The sequence below is a fragment of the Parapusillimonas granuli genome, from assembly GCF_013416525.1.
Taxonomy (GTDB): domain Bacteria; phylum Pseudomonadota; class Gammaproteobacteria; order Burkholderiales; family Burkholderiaceae_B; genus Parapusillimonas; species Parapusillimonas granuli.
Genome location: NZ_JACCEM010000008.1, coordinates 84284 through 98666, shown reverse-complemented (window position 1 = coordinate 98666; position 14383 = coordinate 84284). Strand labels below are relative to the sequence as shown.

At 66.8% G+C, this 14383-nt stretch carries 17 protein-coding genes; 7 read left to right on the top strand and 10 right to left on the bottom strand.

What is annotated here, in order from left to right; genetic code table 11:
• Positions 1 to 57: 57 nt before the first annotated feature.
• Complete coding sequence (gene coaD / locus H0A72_RS15455; RefSeq protein WP_180156925.1) at positions 58 to 570, bottom strand: pantetheine-phosphate adenylyltransferase; 513 nt, start codon at positions 568 to 570, stop codon at positions 58 to 60.
• 50 nt (positions 571 to 620) lie between these two features.
• Positions 621 to 1223, bottom strand: coding sequence for an RsmD family RNA methyltransferase (locus H0A72_RS15450; RefSeq protein ID WP_180156923.1), 603 nt, complete (start codon positions 1221 to 1223; stop codon positions 621 to 623).
• A gap of 50 nt (positions 1224 to 1273) precedes the next feature.
• Here H0A72_RS15450 and ftsY point away from each other — a divergent pair, with 50 nt between their 5' ends.
• Complete coding sequence (gene ftsY, locus H0A72_RS15445; RefSeq protein WP_246436968.1) at positions 1274 to 2638, top strand: signal recognition particle-docking protein FtsY; 1365 nt, start codon at positions 1274 to 1276, stop codon at positions 2636 to 2638.
• Positions 2639 to 2656: 18 nt separating this feature from the next.
• Here ftsY and H0A72_RS15440 read toward each other — a convergent pair whose 3' ends face one another.
• From H0A72_RS15440 to H0A72_RS15415, 6 genes are all read right to left on the bottom strand, one after another.
• Entirely contained in the window at positions 2657 to 4201 is a 1545-nt protein-coding gene (locus H0A72_RS15440) for a CYTH and CHAD domain-containing protein (protein WP_180156921.1), read from the bottom strand.
• A 76-nt stretch (positions 4202 to 4277) separates the two neighbouring features.
• The gene (gene phnE / locus H0A72_RS15435; RefSeq protein WP_180156919.1) at positions 4278 to 5078 is read right to left on the bottom strand and encodes a phosphonate ABC transporter, permease protein PhnE; all 801 of its coding nucleotides are present in this window, start codon (positions 5076 to 5078) and stop codon (positions 4278 to 4280) included.
• Positions 5075 to 5938: a phosphonate ABC transporter, permease protein PhnE gene (gene phnE, locus H0A72_RS15430; RefSeq protein ID WP_180157223.1), complete on the bottom strand. Its 864-nt coding sequence runs from the start codon at positions 5936 to 5938 to the stop codon at positions 5075 to 5077. The genes phnE (H0A72_RS15435) and phnE (H0A72_RS15430) overlap by 4 nt, the downstream gene beginning before the upstream one ends.
• On the bottom strand, positions 5935 to 6705 hold the full coding sequence (gene phnC / locus H0A72_RS15425) for a phosphonate ABC transporter ATP-binding protein (RefSeq protein ID WP_180156917.1): 771 nt from the start codon (positions 6703 to 6705) through the stop codon (positions 5935 to 5937). Before phnC ends, phnE (H0A72_RS15430) begins: the two co-directional genes overlap by 4 nt.
• A 7-nt stretch (positions 6706 to 6712) precedes the next feature.
• Positions 6713 to 7705, bottom strand: a complete 993-nt coding sequence (gene phnD, locus H0A72_RS15420; protein WP_180156915.1) for a phosphate/phosphite/phosphonate ABC transporter substrate-binding protein — start codon at positions 7703 to 7705, stop codon at positions 6713 to 6715.
• A gap of 111 nt (positions 7706 to 7816) precedes the next feature.
• Positions 7817 to 8635: an IclR family transcriptional regulator gene (locus H0A72_RS15415; RefSeq protein ID WP_180156913.1), complete on the bottom strand. Its 819-nt coding sequence runs from the start codon at positions 8633 to 8635 to the stop codon at positions 7817 to 7819.
• A gap of 189 nt (positions 8636 to 8824) precedes the next feature.
• On the opposite strand from H0A72_RS15415, the gene ribBA reads away from it, so the two are divergent.
• Genes ribBA through H0A72_RS15385 form a run of 6 tightly spaced genes read left to right on the top strand, consistent with a single transcriptional unit; the run spans position 8825 to position 13044 of the window.
• Entirely contained in the window at positions 8825 to 9994 is a 1170-nt protein-coding gene (gene ribBA, locus H0A72_RS15410) for a bifunctional 3,4-dihydroxy-2-butanone-4-phosphate synthase/GTP cyclohydrolase II (protein WP_180156911.1), read from the top strand.
• A gap of 15 nt (positions 9995 to 10009) precedes the next feature.
• Positions 10010 to 10534 (top strand): 6,7-dimethyl-8-ribityllumazine synthase, encoded by a 525-nt coding sequence (ribH, locus tag H0A72_RS15405; protein ID WP_180156909.1) that lies wholly within the window; start codon positions 10010 to 10012, stop codon positions 10532 to 10534.
• Positions 10515 to 11033 (top strand): transcription antitermination factor NusB, encoded by a 519-nt coding sequence (gene nusB / locus H0A72_RS15400; protein ID WP_180156907.1) that lies wholly within the window; start codon positions 10515 to 10517, stop codon positions 11031 to 11033. Before ribH ends, nusB begins: the two co-directional genes overlap by 20 nt.
• Positions 11034 to 11039: 6 nt before the next feature.
• A complete protein-coding gene (thiL, locus tag H0A72_RS15395; protein WP_180156905.1) occupies positions 11040 to 12005 on the top strand; it encodes a thiamine-phosphate kinase in 966 nt (321 codons plus the stop codon).
• Between the two features lie 5 nt (positions 12006 to 12010).
• Positions 12011 to 12538, top strand: a complete 528-nt coding sequence (locus H0A72_RS15390) for a phosphatidylglycerophosphatase A family protein (RefSeq protein WP_180156903.1) — start codon at positions 12011 to 12013, stop codon at positions 12536 to 12538.
• Complete coding sequence (locus H0A72_RS15385) at positions 12535 to 13044, top strand: CinA family protein (protein ID WP_180156901.1); 510 nt, start codon at positions 12535 to 12537, stop codon at positions 13042 to 13044. Before H0A72_RS15390 ends, H0A72_RS15385 begins: the two co-directional genes overlap by 4 nt.
• Positions 13045 to 13088: 44 nt before the next feature.
• Here the strand turns inward: H0A72_RS15385 and pyrF are convergent, their stop codons facing one another.
• Together pyrF and H0A72_RS15375 are read right to left on the bottom strand one after the other, a co-directional pair.
• On the bottom strand, positions 13089 to 13910 hold the full coding sequence (gene pyrF / locus H0A72_RS15380; RefSeq protein ID WP_180156899.1) for an orotidine-5'-phosphate decarboxylase: 822 nt from the start codon (positions 13908 to 13910) through the stop codon (positions 13089 to 13091).
• Positions 13911 to 13971: 61 nt separating this feature from the next.
• A complete protein-coding gene (locus H0A72_RS15375; protein WP_180156897.1) occupies positions 13972 to 14364 on the bottom strand; it encodes a diacylglycerol kinase in 393 nt (130 codons plus the stop codon).
• Positions 14365 to 14383 lie beyond the last annotated feature (19 nt).

The window sequence follows — 14383 nt, the reverse complement described above, 5'->3', positions numbered from 1 at the left end:
CCCCGCTCGTGGCAGGACGCCTTGCCAGTTTAGCGCGCGGGGGCGTTCGGCGAGCGATTATCCCTGCTGCTTGTGCTCTTGTTGCTCGCGCCGCGCCTTGGCCTTGCTGTGCAGCCAGCGCTCGACCGAGGGGAAGACGAACTTGCTGACGTCGCCGCCCAGGATCGCGATTTCACGGACGATGGTGCCCGAGATGAACTGGTACTGGTCGGAAGGCGTCATGAACAGGGTCTCGACTTCGGGCAGCAGATGCCGGTTCATGCCCGCCATCTGGAATTCGTACTCGAAATCGGACACCGCCCTGAGGCCCCGGACGATCACGCGGCCGTTCTGTTCGCGCACGAAGTCTTTCAGCAGGCCGGCAAAGCTCTTGACTTCCACATTGGGGTAGTGGCCCAGGACTTCCTGGGCGATTTCCACACGTTCATCGACGGTGAAAAAAGGCTTCTTCGCCTGGCTGTGGGCCACGCCCACCACCACGTGGTCGAACAGGCCGGCGGCGCGGCGCACCAAGTCTTCGTGGCCGCGGGTCAAAGGGTCGAATGTTCCGGGATAGACTGCAGTAATCATGCAAATTCCGATTTATTCAGTTAGGGTTCGTTGCCGGGCCGGCAGGAGGCTTACTGGTTTATTGGCGTGTCTTCGGGATTATTGACTGTTTTTTGCAATGCAGCAAATCGAAACAGATGGAAATGCACGTTTCCCGCCCTGGCGCGGCGCAAAGGCTCGAAGCCGTCCGGCGCCTCCAGGGGCGTTTCGGACTCAATATACAGCAAGCCGTCGGGGCTGAGAACCGAGGACAGCCGGCCCCGCAAGGCCTCCACCCAGCCTTGGCCGAAGGGCGGATCCAGCATGACGAGGTCGTAAGGCGCGTCGTTCATGCGCTCGAGAAACACCCGGGCGTCGCCCGCATGGATCCGCACTTGCAGCGCGTTCAGGCGATTGCGCAGCGCCCGCAAGGCGGCGACCGCCGGCGGGTGCGATTCCACCATCTGCACATGGCCCACGCCGCGCGAGGCGGCTTCGAAGCCCAGCGCTCCCGTGCCCGCGAAAAGATCCAGCACCCGCTTGCCCGAGAACTCGCCGCCCCAGAAATGATGCAGCCAGTTGAAGAGGGTTTCCCGGACGCGATCGGGGGTGGGGCGCAGGCCGGCCGCATCGATGACGGGGATGGGGGTTTTGCGGTAATCACCGCCTACAATACGTACTACATGTTTTTTCATGCGTGGCCGCGGACGTCTGGTTCGTCAAATATTCGGGTAGTGTAAAGCGTATGTTCAGTTTTTTTAAAAGAAAGAAGTCCCCAACCGCGCCGGACGCGGAGGCCGAAAAGAGCGTCGCCCCGGAGCAGGCGCCCGATCGCGCCGCCGCGGAATCCGAGCCGCTTCCCGAGCCCGGGCCCGCGGAGCCGCCGGTCGCCGGAGCGCCGTCCGCCGGAGCGCCGTCCTCCGCTGCGTTGAACAAGCCGGCGCCCTCCGAGCCCTTGCCCGGCGAGCCGGCGGTTGATCGGTCCGTGGCCGGCGCTCCGGCGGCCGGCGCTCCGGCTTTCGATGAGTCGGCGGCGATTGCGTCCGCCCCCCTGGCGCCCGCCGTGCCGAAGCCGCCGGCCCAACCGGCGCCCGTGCCCGCGCCGCCTTTGGCTGAAGAAGCGCCCGCTCCCTCTGCGGCCGAACGGACGGAGCCCGATGCGGCCCAGTCCGTCGCGCCGGCATCCGCGCCGGCCGCCAGGCAGTCCTGGCTGGCGCGGCTCAAGAAAGGCCTGTCCCGCACGGGGCAGAGCCTGGGCGGGCTGTTCGTCGGCGTCAAAGTCGATGAGTCGCTGTTCGAAGAGCTGGAGACGGCGCTCATCATGGCCGACGCCGGCATGGAGGCGACCGGCAAGCTCTTGACGGCGCTGCGCGCCCGCGTGCGCAAAGAGCGCCTGGAAGACGCCGCGCAGGTGAAGGCGGCGCTGCGCGACATCCTGGCCGACCATCTGGCGCCGCTGGAAAAACCATTCCCGCTCGGCCGGGCGAAGCCGCTGGTCATCATGATCGCCGGTGTCAACGGCGCGGGCAAGACCACGTCCATCGGCAAGCTCGCCAATCATTTCCAGGCCCAGGGGGCCAAGGTGCTCTTGGCCGCGGGCGACACGTTCCGCGCGGCCGCGCGCGAACAGCTGATGGAATGGGGCGCGCGCAACAATGTGACGGTGATCGCCCAGGAGGGCGGCGACCCCGCCGCCGTGGCCTTCGATGCGGTCAACGCGGGCCGCGCGCGCGTGGTGGACGTGGTGATGGTCGATACGGCCGGCCGCCTGCCCACCCAACTGCACCTAATGGAGGAACTCAAGAAAATCAAGCGCGTCATCGGCAAGGCCGACGGCGACGCGCCGCACGAGGTCCTGCTGGTGGTGGACGGCAACACCGGCCAGAACGCGATCGCCCAGATCCGCGCCTTCGATGCCGCCATCGATCTCACGGGCCTGGTGGTCACCAAGCTGGACGGCACCGCCAAGGGCGGCACGCTGGCGGCGGTGGCGGCCGGCAGCCAGGGGGTGCGGCCGATTCCGGTGTACTGGATCGGGGTCGGGGAGGGCCTGAACGACCTGCAGCCTTTCGTTGCCAGGGAGTTCGCGGCGGCGTTGCTGGGGGATTAGGGCCTGTGTCGACGGGTCCTAGGGCTTTACCCTCAGCCGCCCCGCCTTGCGCAGCCGGATGAACGCCGCCTGGGCCTGCTCCTTGCGCTGTTCCTGCTTGGCCGCCAGCCATCCCAGCGCGAACAAGCCGCCGGGGTGCGCCGAAGCCAGCTTGCCGTAGAAGCCCTGCGCCACATACAGATCATTCAGGTCTCCCAGCACCTGCTGCGCCGCCGTCAATGCCTCCTGCACTCGCTTGAGGCGTTTTTCCGAGAGCAGCGGCGCGGCGAAATCCAGGCAATAGCGCAGCCGCTTCACCTTTTTGCGCTGTTCGTGCTGAGCCTCCACCGACAGTCGCAGGAAATGCTCGCCGTCCGCACAAAGCCGGTCCAGCCAGCCGTTCAGGCGCCTGGCCAGCATGCGGGCCGGCTTGCCCGCCGCCGCATCTTGCGATGGCGGGTCTTCCAGGGTGACGAGCGGTTCGAGCAAAGCCAGCAGGCAAGCCTGGAACGCCGTGCCGGCGGCCAGGCGCCGGCCGGCGGCGCCGCGCCTGGCATGGCGGGCCGCCGGGGCCAGGTCCAAAGCGGGCATGCCGGCGTCCAGCAGGCGCGGCGTCACGGACAGGCGCAGGACGTCGGCATCGCGTTCCCGGCCCAGCAGGCTGAAAAACCCCTTCAGTTCCTGGAGGGAGGCCGGGTCCTCGATGGGCAGCCATTTGCTGAAAAAGCGCCGGCAGGAACGCAGCCGCCGGATGCCCACGCGCAGCTGGTGGACATAATCGACGTTCAGCGCGGAAGCGCCGGGCTGCTTGTCCACGCCGGCCAGGAAGCAGGCGTTGCGGATGATCTGGCTCAGGCACTCGCTTGCGCTCTGGCGGTAGATGGCCGCCATGGCCGGCTCGCCCTCGTAACGCGGGCGCTCGGCCCGCCTGGGTTTGAGCAGTTGCCGCGCTTCCGGCGCCGTCAGTTTCCGGGAAGCGGATTGCCTGCCGGGCTTGCGCGCCGCCGCTATCCGGGCCAGGGCGTCGCCGCGTTCGGCCTTGCTGCGCAGGTCCAGGACGAGGCCGTATTTTTCCAGCCAGTATTGTCCCAGCACGAAAATATTCCGTGCTTCGCCCGACAGCAGTTCCAGCTCCAGCTCGTGCACCGGCAGCGCCAGGCCGCCCGCGCGGATGGAGCCGCTGTCATAGGCGAGCTCGACCACGCCGGAGCCGGTGTCCAGCCGCAGCGTGATGCGCTCGACGTCGGTTTCGTAGCGCGTGGGCAAGCCGGTTCCGGCTTCGGACAGCAAACGCTCGACGGGCGTGCCGCGGTAGACCGACAGGTCGAGTTCGGGACCCGGGCGGCGGTGGTTGAGCTCCAGGCGGGAGAGCTCGTCCGGCCCGGGCGCTTTGATCGTCTGCACCCATTGCTCGCCTTCCAGGCGGAGCCGCAAGGCGATGCCGGCCTGCGCCAGCCGGCGGTCGTCGGTATCGAAGTAGCGGGCCCTCAGGCGCGTGGCGCTCGCTCCCGCGCGCAGCAGTTCGGCTTTCAGGGCTTCACGGCCGCCGGCCGGCACATGAAGTTTCAATTCGCGTTCGAGCATGGATGCACCCCTATGACTGAGACGCATCTTACCCGTTTCATCCGGATTCTTTGTGACAGGGCCGCCGCGGCGGCGATCAGAGCAGCGTCTTGCGCGCGCGGGTGATGACGACTTCCGCCACGATCACGATGGTGAAGATGAGGACCAGGATCAGGGCGACCTTGTCCCACTGGAAGAGATCCATGGCGCTGTTGAGCGCCATGCCGATGCCGCCCGCCCCGACCAGCCCCAGCACCGCCGACTCGCGGACGTTGATGTCCCAGCGCAGCAGCACGATGGACCAGAAGGCGGGCCGGATCTGCGGCCAATAGCCGTAGCCGATGATGGAGCCGGTGCCGGCCCCGGTGGCGGTCAAGGCCTCGATGGGGCCGGGATGCGCTTCCTCGATGGCTTCGCCCAGCAGCTTGCCCACGAAGCCGATGGAGCGGAATGCGATGGCCATGGTGCCGGCGAGCGGGCCCGGACCGAATACCGCGATGAAGAGCAGCGCCCAGACCAGCGAGTTGATGGAGCGGCTGGAAACCAGGATGAGCCGGGCCAGGAAGTTGACGGCCTTGTTGCGGGTGAGATTGGTCGCGGCCGCCAGGCCCACCGGCACCGCCATGATGACGGCCAGTATGGTGCCCAGCGTGGCCATGTGCAGGGTTTCGATCAGGGCCTTCTGGATGGCCCCGGGAAAGCTCGCCCACGACACCGGCCACATCCGATTGAGCAGGTCGGCCATTTGCGTGGGCGCGTCGTACAGGAATTCGGGGATGACGTCTATGCTGCGCAGCGACTGCACGATGGCCAGCACGAAAAGCAGGTACAGCGCGAAGCGCAGCAGGCGTTGGCCGGGCGTATACCGCTGCCAGCGGGTGTCGTAAGCCGTCGTCATGCGTCGTCCTCGAGGGGGCGGGGCGCGGCGCCGGATTGCCTGCGGCGGCGGAACAGGGCCGCGGGCGACATGTTGTCGAGCAGAATGGAGCGGACCACGCCGGCCAGCAATTCGCCCATCATGATGATGGCGATGATGCAGATGAGTATCGTGCAGACGAAGTCGTAGTCGAAGCGCTGGAAGGCGGAGAACAGCGTGCCGCCTATGCCCCCGGCGCCCACGATGCCCACCATGGTGGAATTGCGCAGGTTGGAGTCGAGCTGGTAAGTGGAGAACCCGACGAAACGGGCGAAGACCTGCGGCAGCACCGCGAAGATGATCACGTTGGCGAACGAGGCGCCCGTGGCGCGCACGGCTTCCACCTGCTTGAGGGAGATTTCTTCGATGGATTCCGTGAACAGCTTGCCGATGAAGCCGATGGAAGCGACCGTGAGCGCCAGAACGCCGGCCAGCGCGCCGAAGCCCACCGCCTTGACGAAGATGATGGCGACGATGACCGGGTGCAGCGCCCGGCAAAGCGAGATCACGGTGCGCGCGGGCCAGGTGGCCCACACCGGCATCAGGTTGCGCGCGCCCAGCAGGCTGAGCGGCAGCGACAGCAGGATGCCCAGCGTGCTGGCCAGCACGGCGATTTCCAGGCTTTCGGCAATGCCTTTCCAGAGCACGTCGAGCCTTTCGATGCTGGGCGGGAACATGCGCCCCAGGAACCTGGCACCGTGGCCCAGGCCGGCTTCGAAGCGGTCCCAGGAAAAACCCAGCTGCGATGCCGCGAAGACCGCATAGACCACCACCAGCAGCAGGCCGAGCTTGGCGCGCGGCGATAGCGCGAACGGCTGGATGTTCCGGTCCGGCGCGTTCATTCCAGCCACGATTCGCCCCCGTAGATCTGCTTGAGGACCTCGGTGTCGAGGTCTGCGGGCAGCCCGTCGTAGACGATGTGGCCGCCCGACATGCCGACGATGCGCGTCGCGTAGCGCTTGGCGAGTTCGACGTCGTGGATGTTGACGATGACCGGTATGCCGAAGGCCCGGCCCTGTTCGATCAGCAATTCCATGATTTCGACCGAGGTCTTTGGGTCGAGCGAGGAGGTGGGTTCGTCGGCCAGCAACAGCTGGGGCCTTTGCATCAGGGCGCGCGCAATGCCCACGCGCTGCCGCTGGCCGCCGGAAAGCGCGTCGGCCCGCTGGTTGGCGAAGCCGGCCAGCCCGACGGTTTCGAGCAGGCGGTAGGCGTACTGGATGTCGGAGGGCTCGAAGCGGCGCCGCCAGGCGTTGAACGCGGACGTATAGCCCAAGCGGCCCGTGAGCAGGTTTTCCATCACGGTCAGGCGCTCGACCAGGTTGTATTCCTGGAAGACCATGCCGATGCGCCGGCGCGCCTGCCGCAGGGCCGACCCCCGCACCTTGGCCAGATCGATGCGCTGGCCGTCGCCGTCGAGGATGATGGAGCCGGCGGTGGGTTCCACCAGCCGGTTCACGCAGCGCAGCAGCGTGCTCTTGCCCGTGCCGGACGGGCCGATGATGGCCGTGAGGCCCTCGCCGGCGACGTCCAGGTCGATGTGGCGGAGCACGGGCTGATTGGCTTTGTACTCCTTGACCAGTCCGGCGATATGAAGCGAAGCCCCCATGGTCGCCTTACTTCTTCTGGTTGGCTTTGTCGTATGCGGAGCGGGTGAAGCTTTCGCCCCCCGCCTTGGCCACGTCGCGCACGATGGCCCAGTCCTTCTGGTAGGTGACGGGATAGAAGCGGTCGGCGCCGTCGAAGGCTTCCTGCATTTCCTTGGGGAAGCGGTAGTCGTAGAAGCACTTGAGCATCTTGTCGCGGAAGGCGGGTTCCAGGTCGTAGGCGTAGGCGAAGGACGAGGTCGGGAATTTTTCGCTGCGATAGATGACGCGGAAGTCGTCTTCCTTGACCTGGCCGCGTTCCGCCATGCGGTGGAAGACGTCGGATGCGACCGCGGCGGCGTCGTAGTCGCCCGAGTTCACGCCCATGACGGACTGGTCGTGCTTGCCGGAATAGAGGAACTGGTAGTCCTTGCCCGGCACCAGGCCTTCTTTGGGAAAGAGCGCGATGGGCGCCATGTTGCCGGAGTTGGACGAGGGCGAGGTGTGCGCGACCTTCTTGCCTTTCAGGTCGGCCGGCTTCTTGTAGGGGCTGTCCTTCTTGACGATGAGGATCAGGTTGTAGCCCTGGAAGCCGTCGGCGTTGCCCTTGACCGCGAAGGGCACGGCGCCCGCCAGGTTGACCGCGAAGTTGGTGGGGCCGGTGGAAAAGCCGCCGACGTGCAGCCGGTTGGAGCGCATGGCCTCGATTTCGGCGGCGTTGCTCTGCACCTGGTAGAACACGACCTTGCGGTCCATGCACTGGGCGAGATGCTTGGTGAAAGGGGAGAAGATTTCGGCGTAGACCGCCGGGTCTTCGACGGGCGTGTAGGTGAATACGATGGTGGAGGGCGTTTTCAGCTTGGCGGAATCGGTGGGCGTGTCGGCCACGAGGTCGTTGTTTTCGTCGCAATACATGGTGTCCAGGTCACCGCGGTTCTTGCAGGTGTCCTGGGCGAGGGCGGGCTGGGCTGCGCCAAAGGCGGCGGCCAGAGCGGCCAGCATGAGCACTTTTGAAACCTTCATGGCTTGTCTCCGATTGATGCGTTGTTATGCGTCGGGATTGTTTTAGGTGTCAACCATGTCGTGGAACGACATTATGCATAGTAATAGCATACTTGGCACCGACTGCGCCAGTCATTCGCGCGCCGGCCGATAGCCCAGCTGGCGCGAGATTTCCGCCGCGCACGCTTTCAGGGCCTGGGCCGTCGGCCCGGTGATGCCGGCGTCGAACAGCGGGCTGGGGCCCAGGCTGGTGAGCGCCAGGACGATGTTGCCCGAATGGTTGAACACCGGCACGGACAGGGCGTCGATGCCCGGCAGCGGGTTGCCCAGCGCCCGCGCCATGCCGGTCTTGCGGATGTCTTCGAGCAGGGCGCTCAGGGCGGCGGGACTGGGCTGCAGGGCGCTGATGCTGGTGACCACCGCCTTGTCGCCGATTTCCCGCTCGATGTAGTGCTGGGCGACCTTGGGCGGCAGCCAGGCCGCGAACACGTGGCCGGTGGCGGTGTGCAGCATGGACATGACCGTGCCCGTGCGCATGTTCACATGGACGGGGTAGCTGGCCTCTGAAATGTGGACCATGGTCGGCCCGTGCGAGCCGAGCACGGCGATGGCGAGCGTATGGCCGATCTGGTTCGCCAGCGCCTGGACGTGCGGCAGGGCGATGCGGATGGGATCCAGGCGCTGCAGGCTGACCAGGCCCATTTGCAGGGCGAAGGGCCCCAGTTCGTACTGGCTGGTCGCGGGGTCCTGCTGCACCAGGCCGACGCGCGAGAAGCTGACGAGATACGGATGCGCTTTGGCGGACGTCATGCCGGCCCGGGCTGCGAGGTCCCGCAAGGTCAGCGGCACGCCCGCGTCGACCAGCGCGGCAAGCAGCGGAAAGCCGGTTTCGACCGACTGGATGCTGCGGCGGCCGTCGTTGGGTTTGGGAGGGGCGGGGGGTTCGAGCATGGTTCGAGCGGGAGGTTGTTCCAGCGGCGATATTACCAGGGCTTGGCATGGGGATGAGGCTTCCGTGCGGCCCGTCGCCGCCTCAGGCGGAGATTCCCGTTCTGGGCAACAATGCGCATTCATCGCCTGTTCAAGGGTTAAAATGGGATTCACCTTACCGATGAGCCTGCGGGCCTTTAATCTATAGTCATGAGCAATATTTCCGATATGGATCCGGACGCGGCGCAGTCCTTCGACATCTCGCCGATTCCTGAAATCGTCGCCGAGCTCCGCGCCGGCCGGCTGGTCATTCTGGTCGACGAAGAAGACCGCGAAAACGAAGGCGATCTGGTCATGGCGGCCGAATACGTCACGCCCGAGGCCATCAACTTCATGGTGACGCACGCACGCGGGCTGGTCTGCCTCACCCTCACCGAAGAGCGCTGCCGGCAGCTCGAACTGCCGCTCATGGCGAGCCGCAACGGCACGCGCTTCGGCACGAATTTCACCATGTCCATCGAAGCCGCCGAAGGCGTCGAAACCGGCATTTCGGCGGCCGACCGCGCCCGCACCATCCAGGTGGCGGTCGCGCGCGACGCCAAGCCGTCCGACCTGGTCCAGCCCGGGCACATCTTCCCGGTGCAGGCCGTGCGCGGCGGCGTGCTGGTGCGCGCGGGCCATACCGAAGCGGGCTGCGACCTGACCGCATTGGCCGGCCTGACGCCGGCCGCCGTCATCTGCGAAGTCCTCAAGCCGGACGGCACCATGGCGCGCCTGCCCGACCTCAAGCTCTTCGCCCGCGAACACGGCCTGAAGATCGGCACCATCGCCGATCTCATCCAGTATCGCAGCGAGCACGAATCCATGGTCGAACGCCTGGCCGCCCGCGACGTCAAGACCGCCTGGGGCGAATTCAAGGCGGTCGCCTACCGCGACCTGGCGTCCGGAGCCATGCATCTCGCCCTCACGCACGGCGCCATCACGCCCGACGTCGAAACCCTGGTGCGCGTGCACGAACCGACCAGCCTGCTCGACGTGCTCGTCGACGGCGGCACCACCCACAGCTGGAGCGTGCCCAGCGCGCTGCGGGCCATCTCGGCCGCGCCTTCGGGCGTGATGATCATGCTCAACTGCCAGGGCTCCGAAGAACTGCTCGCCAGCCAGTTCGAGGCCTGGAACCGCGAACCCGCGGCCGGCGGGAAACTCAGCGACCGCGAAAGCCGCTACGGTCTTCGCACCTACGGCATAGGCGCGCAAATCATGCGCGACCTGAACGTCGGAAAAGCCCGTTTGCTGGCCCGGCCGCGAAAAATGCCGAGCATGGCCGGTTTTTCCTTGACCATAACAGGTTACGATAGCGAACCTCTCTCCCACCCCTGACAGGAACTACCGACTATGAATCCATATACTTTGTCTCCCGATCTCAACGGGGAAGGTCTGCATATAGGTATTGTGCGCGCGCGCTTCAATGAGGAAATCGGCCTGGCCGAACTCGACGCCTGCCTGGCCGAACTGGCCGAGCTGGGCGTGGACGAGCGCGACGTCATGGTCGCGACCGTGCCGGGCGCGCTGGAATTGGGCGTCACCCTGGCGCAAATGGCGGAAACCTTCGAGTTCGACGCCCTGATCGCCCTGGGCGCCGTGATCCGCGGCGAAACCTACCATTTCGAGGTCGTCAGCAACGAAAGCGCGTCGGCCATCAGCCGCGTCGCCCTCGAAACCGGCATCCCCGTCTCCAACGGCGTCCTGACGACCGACACCGAAGAGCAGGCGCAGGTGCGCGCGGCCGACAAGGGCCGCGACTGCGCCCGCGCCGCGGTCGAAATGGCCAACCTCGTGGCCGCTCTCGAGCCGGAGTCCGATGCCGATGACGACGACTACGACGAGGACGACGACGAGGATGACGAAGACGAGGAATGATACTTTGACCACGAGCAAAACGAAGGCCGCGGGCGGGCCTGCCCGCCCCAACGCCCGCAGCGCGCGCCGGCGCGCGCGCGAGTTCGCCCTGCAGGGCGTCTATGCGTGGCTGCTGCGCGGCGACGCCGGCCTGCAGGACGCCGGCGAAATCGATGCCCACATCCGGGACAGCGAAGACTTCCAGGAAGCCGATGCCGCCTGGTTCAAGACGCTGCTGCACGGCGTGCTGCGCGAAGCGCCCGCGCTGCGCGAGCGCTTCACGCCCTACATCGACCGGCCGCTCGAAGAACTCTCGCCCATCGAGCACGGCATTCTGCTCATCGGCAGCTACGAACTCGTCCACCACATCGAAGTCCCCTACAAGGTCGCCATCAACGAGGCCGTCGAATTGGCCAAGTCCTTTGGCGGCACGGACGGCTTCAAGTTCGTGAACGGGGTCCTCGACAAAATGGCCGCCGACGTCCGGCCCGTCGAAGCGCAGGCCGCCGCGCGCCGGTAGGGCCCGTTGAGTACGGAATTCGACCTCATCGCCCGCTATTTCGATCGGCCCGCCCCGCCGGGCTATCTCGGCGTGGGCGATGACTGCGCCCTCATCCCCCTGACCCCCGGCCACCGGCTCGCCACCAGCACCGATCTGCTCATCCAGGGGCGGCATTTCTTCCCCGACATGGATCCCCGCGCGCTCGGGCACAAGGCGCTCGCCGTCAATCTGTCCGACCTGGCCGCAATGGGCGCGCGGCCGCTGGCATGCCTGCTCGGGCTTTCCGTGCCGTCGGTCGACCATGCCTGGCTCGAAGCCTTTGCCGGCGGCTTCCATGCGCTGGCCCAGCGCGCCGGCTGCCCGCTCGTGGGCGGCGACACGACGCGCAGCGAAGGCGGCATTGCGATCAGCGTCACGGTCATGGGCGAAGTCCCGCCCGGCGACGCGCTGCGCCGCTCGGCCGCTCGAGCGGGCGACGACATCTGGCTGACCGGCACGCTGGGCGCGCCCGACGTCGCCTTGCGCTTGCTGCAAGGCCGCCTGCCGCCCGACGAGCGGCTGCTGGCCGGAACGCGGCGCCGGCTGGAATGGCCGGAGCCGCCGCTGGCGTTCGCCGCGGCGCTGGCCGGAATCGCCCACGCGGCCCTGGACATATCGGACGGGCTGGTCCAGGATCTGGGCCACATACTGAAGGCAAGCGCCTGCGGCGCGGAACTCGACTACGCCGAACTGCCCGTCGATGAAGCCCTGGCCGAAGCCGGCCTGGCGGACGAGCTCATCCGCGATGCCGTGCTGGCGGGCGGCGATGTCTATCAGCTGTGCTTTACGGCGGCGCCCGCCGAGCGCGCACGGATTCTCGATCTGGCCGGCCATATGGCGCAGCGGGTGTCGCGGGTCGGGCGCATCCTTGCCGCGCCGGGCCTGCGCTTACGCCACGGCGACCGCGCCGTCGCGCTTCCCGCCCAGGGCGGCTTCGATCATTTCTCCTGACGCTCATGCCCGATAGCCCGCAAACCAGACAAGCCAATAAAAGCGGGTATGCCGTGACGCCGTCCTGGGCGTTCGGCGCGCTTCATCGTGTCGTTGCGTTCGGCCTGGGCAGCGGGCTCATCCGTCCCGCGCCTGGCACCTGGGGCACGTTGCTGGGCTGGCTGTTGTGGGCGGCGGCGGTGGGGCGGCTGCCCGATCCCTATATCGGAGCGGTCATTCTGGCGGCCTTCGCGCTGGGATGCTGGGCTTGCGGAAAGACGGGGCGGGAGATGGGCACGCCGGATCACGGCGGCATGGTCTGGGACGAGGTCGTCGCCTTCTGGCTGGTGCTCTGGCTGACGCCGTCCAGCCTGGCCGCGCAGGCGGCGGCGTTCATCGTGTTCCGGGGGTTCGACATCATCAAGCCGCCGCCGGTCCGCTACTTCGATGCGCGGCTGAAGAACGGCTTCGGTGTGATGTGGGATGATATTCTGGCCGCGGCCTATAGTTTGCTGGTCATGGCCATCTTGGTCCGATTCGGGGTGTTTGCATGATTGATCACGACGCATTGATTCTTGCTCCGCAACTTGGCAATGCCTTGCGCGAGCGCGGCTGGATGTTCGCCTGCGCGGAGTCCTGCACCGGCGGCCTTCTGGCGGCCGCCATGACGGATACGCCGGGGTCGAGCTTCTGGTTCGACCGGGGCTTCGTCACTTACAGCAATGCCGCAAAAATGCAGCATCTGCATGTCAATGCGGAAACGCTGGAGCGTTTCGGCGCCGTCAGCGAGGAAACCGCCATGGAGATGGCGTCGGGCGTGCTGGCCGTCGCGCGCGATGTCCATATGGCGATTTCGACGACGGGCATCGCGGGGCCGGATGGCGGGACGCCGGGCAAGCCGGTGGGAATGGTGTGTTTCGGCTTTGCGCAGCGCACGTCCCAGGGCGTCGTGACCCGGGCGGTCACCCGGGTGTTCGAGGGCGACCGCGGGCGGGTCCGCAACGCCGCGGTGGCGTTTGCGCTGGCCACGGCCTTGGAGTTCATGGCGGCCGGCGCATAGGGCCTGTCGACGTTCCTGGGCCGGCCCGCCAGGTGCCGGCGGTGTCAGCCGCCCCGCTCGGCGTTGATCGCGTCCCGCGTGGCGCGCGCCGCCAGTGCCGCGGCCTCGCGCCAGTCGTCGCCGGATCCGGCGTACAGAATGGCCCGGGAAGAATTGATCATCATCCCGTTGCCCCCGGCATCCCGCCCCGCCCGGACCGTGGCAGATATGTCGCCGCCCTGGGCGCCGATGCCGGGTATCAGCAAAGGCATGCTCCCCACGCGCGCCCTGACCTTCGCGATTTCGTCCGGAAAGGTCGCGCCCACCACCAGCCCGCATTGGCCGTTCGTGTTCCAGCGTTCCGCGACCAGGCTCGCCACCTTGAGATACAGCGGCGTGCCCTCGGCGTCTTCCAGGAACTGCAAATCCGACCCGCCCGCGTTGGAAGTGCGGCACAGCACGATCACGCCCTTGCTCTTCCATTCCAGATAAGGCTGCAGGGAATCGAAGCCCATGTAGGGATTCACCGTGACCGCGTCCGCCTGATAGCGCTCGAAGGCTTCGCGGGCGTACTGTTCCGCAGTCGAACCGATGTCGCCGCGCTTGGCATCCAGGATGACGGGCAGGTCGGGATGATGCGCCAGGATATAGGCGCAAAGCTCCTCCAGCTGGTCCTCGGCCCGATGCGCGGAAAAATACGCGATCTGCGGCTTGACCGCGCAAGCATAGGGCGCGGTGACGTCGACGATGGAACGGCAGAACTCGAAGATGGCGTCGGGCCGCCCCTGCAGTTCGGCGGGAAAGCGCTTGGTGTCCGGGTCCAGGCCCACGGTGAGCAGCGATCCGCTGCTGGACCATGCGCATTCGAGTTTTTGCGTGAAGATCATGAAGGCCGCGTCAAAGTAGAAGTGCAGCCAAGGATTATAGGCGCAAGCGCCGCGGGCGGTGTCAGCTCCAGGCGCCGAAGCGCGCCCCCAGCACCACGGCCCATACGGCCGTGGCGAACAGGATGGCCAGCAGCACGGCCGCGCTGCACAAGTCCTTGGCGCGGCCGATCAGGGGGTGGTGCTCCAGCGTCACCGCGTCGGCCACCGCTTCGATCGCCGAATTGATCAGTTCGATGACCAGCACGAAAACCAGCACGCCGATCAGCAGCAGCGTTTCCGCGGCGCCGCGGCCCACGAAGAAGGCGGCGGGGATCAGCACGCAGGCCGCCAGCAGCTCCTGGCGGAAGGCGGCCTCGTGGCGGAACGCGGCGTCCAAGCCCTTGGCGGAGTAGCGCAAGGCGTTCAGGAGCCGGCCGAATCCGCCTTTGCTTTTATAAGGTGAGTGCACTTTCATTGCCTTGTTCTATGGATTG

What these genes read in the sequence shown, in the direction of transcription:
- nusB (WP_180156907.1), top strand. Translation starts at nt 10,515, where the DNA reads ATGACGAAGACGAGGAATGATACTTTGACCACGAGCAAAACGAAGGCC.
- pyrF (WP_180156899.1), bottom strand. Translation starts at nt 13,910, where the DNA reads ATGATCTTCACGCAAAAACTCGAATGCGCATGGTCCAGCAGCGGATCG.
- ribBA (WP_180156911.1), top strand. Translation starts at nt 8,825, where the DNA reads ATGAGCAATATTTCCGATATGGATCCGGACGCGGCGCAGTCCTTCGAC.
- ftsY (WP_246436968.1), top strand. Translation starts at nt 1,274, where the DNA reads ATGTTCAGTTTTTTTAAAAGAAAGAAGTCCCCAACCGCGCCGGACGCG.
- H0A72_RS15450 (WP_180156923.1), bottom strand. Translation starts at nt 1,223, where the DNA reads ATGAAAAAACATGTAGTACGTATTGTAGGCGGTGATTACCGCAAAACC.
- H0A72_RS15390 (WP_180156903.1), top strand. Translation starts at nt 12,011, where the DNA reads ATGCCCGATAGCCCGCAAACCAGACAAGCCAATAAAAGCGGGTATGCC.
- H0A72_RS15375 (WP_180156897.1), bottom strand. Translation starts at nt 14,364, where the DNA reads ATGAAAGTGCACTCACCTTATAAAAGCAAAGGCGGATTCGGCCGGCTC.
- H0A72_RS15385 (WP_180156901.1), top strand. Translation starts at nt 12,535, where the DNA reads ATGATTGATCACGACGCATTGATTCTTGCTCCGCAACTTGGCAATGCC.
- phnC (WP_180156917.1), bottom strand. Translation starts at nt 6,705, where the DNA reads ATGGGGGCTTCGCTTCATATCGCCGGACTGGTCAAGGAGTACAAAGCC.
- phnE (WP_180156919.1), bottom strand. Translation starts at nt 5,078, where the DNA reads ATGACGACGGCTTACGACACCCGCTGGCAGCGGTATACGCCCGGCCAA.
- ribH (WP_180156909.1), top strand. Translation starts at nt 10,010, where the DNA reads ATGAATCCATATACTTTGTCTCCCGATCTCAACGGGGAAGGTCTGCAT.
- H0A72_RS15440 (WP_180156921.1), bottom strand. Translation starts at nt 4,201, where the DNA reads ATGCTCGAACGCGAATTGAAACTTCATGTGCCGGCCGGCGGCCGTGAA.
- H0A72_RS15415 (WP_180156913.1), bottom strand. Translation starts at nt 8,635, where the DNA reads ATGCTCGAACCCCCCGCCCCTCCCAAACCCAACGACGGCCGCCGCAGC.
- phnE (WP_180157223.1), bottom strand. Translation starts at nt 5,938, where the DNA reads ATGAACGCGCCGGACCGGAACATCCAGCCGTTCGCGCTATCGCCGCGC.
- phnD (WP_180156915.1), bottom strand. Translation starts at nt 7,705, where the DNA reads ATGAAGGTTTCAAAAGTGCTCATGCTGGCCGCTCTGGCCGCCGCCTTT.
- coaD (WP_180156925.1), bottom strand. Translation starts at nt 570, where the DNA reads ATGATTACTGCAGTCTATCCCGGAACATTCGACCCTTTGACCCGCGGC.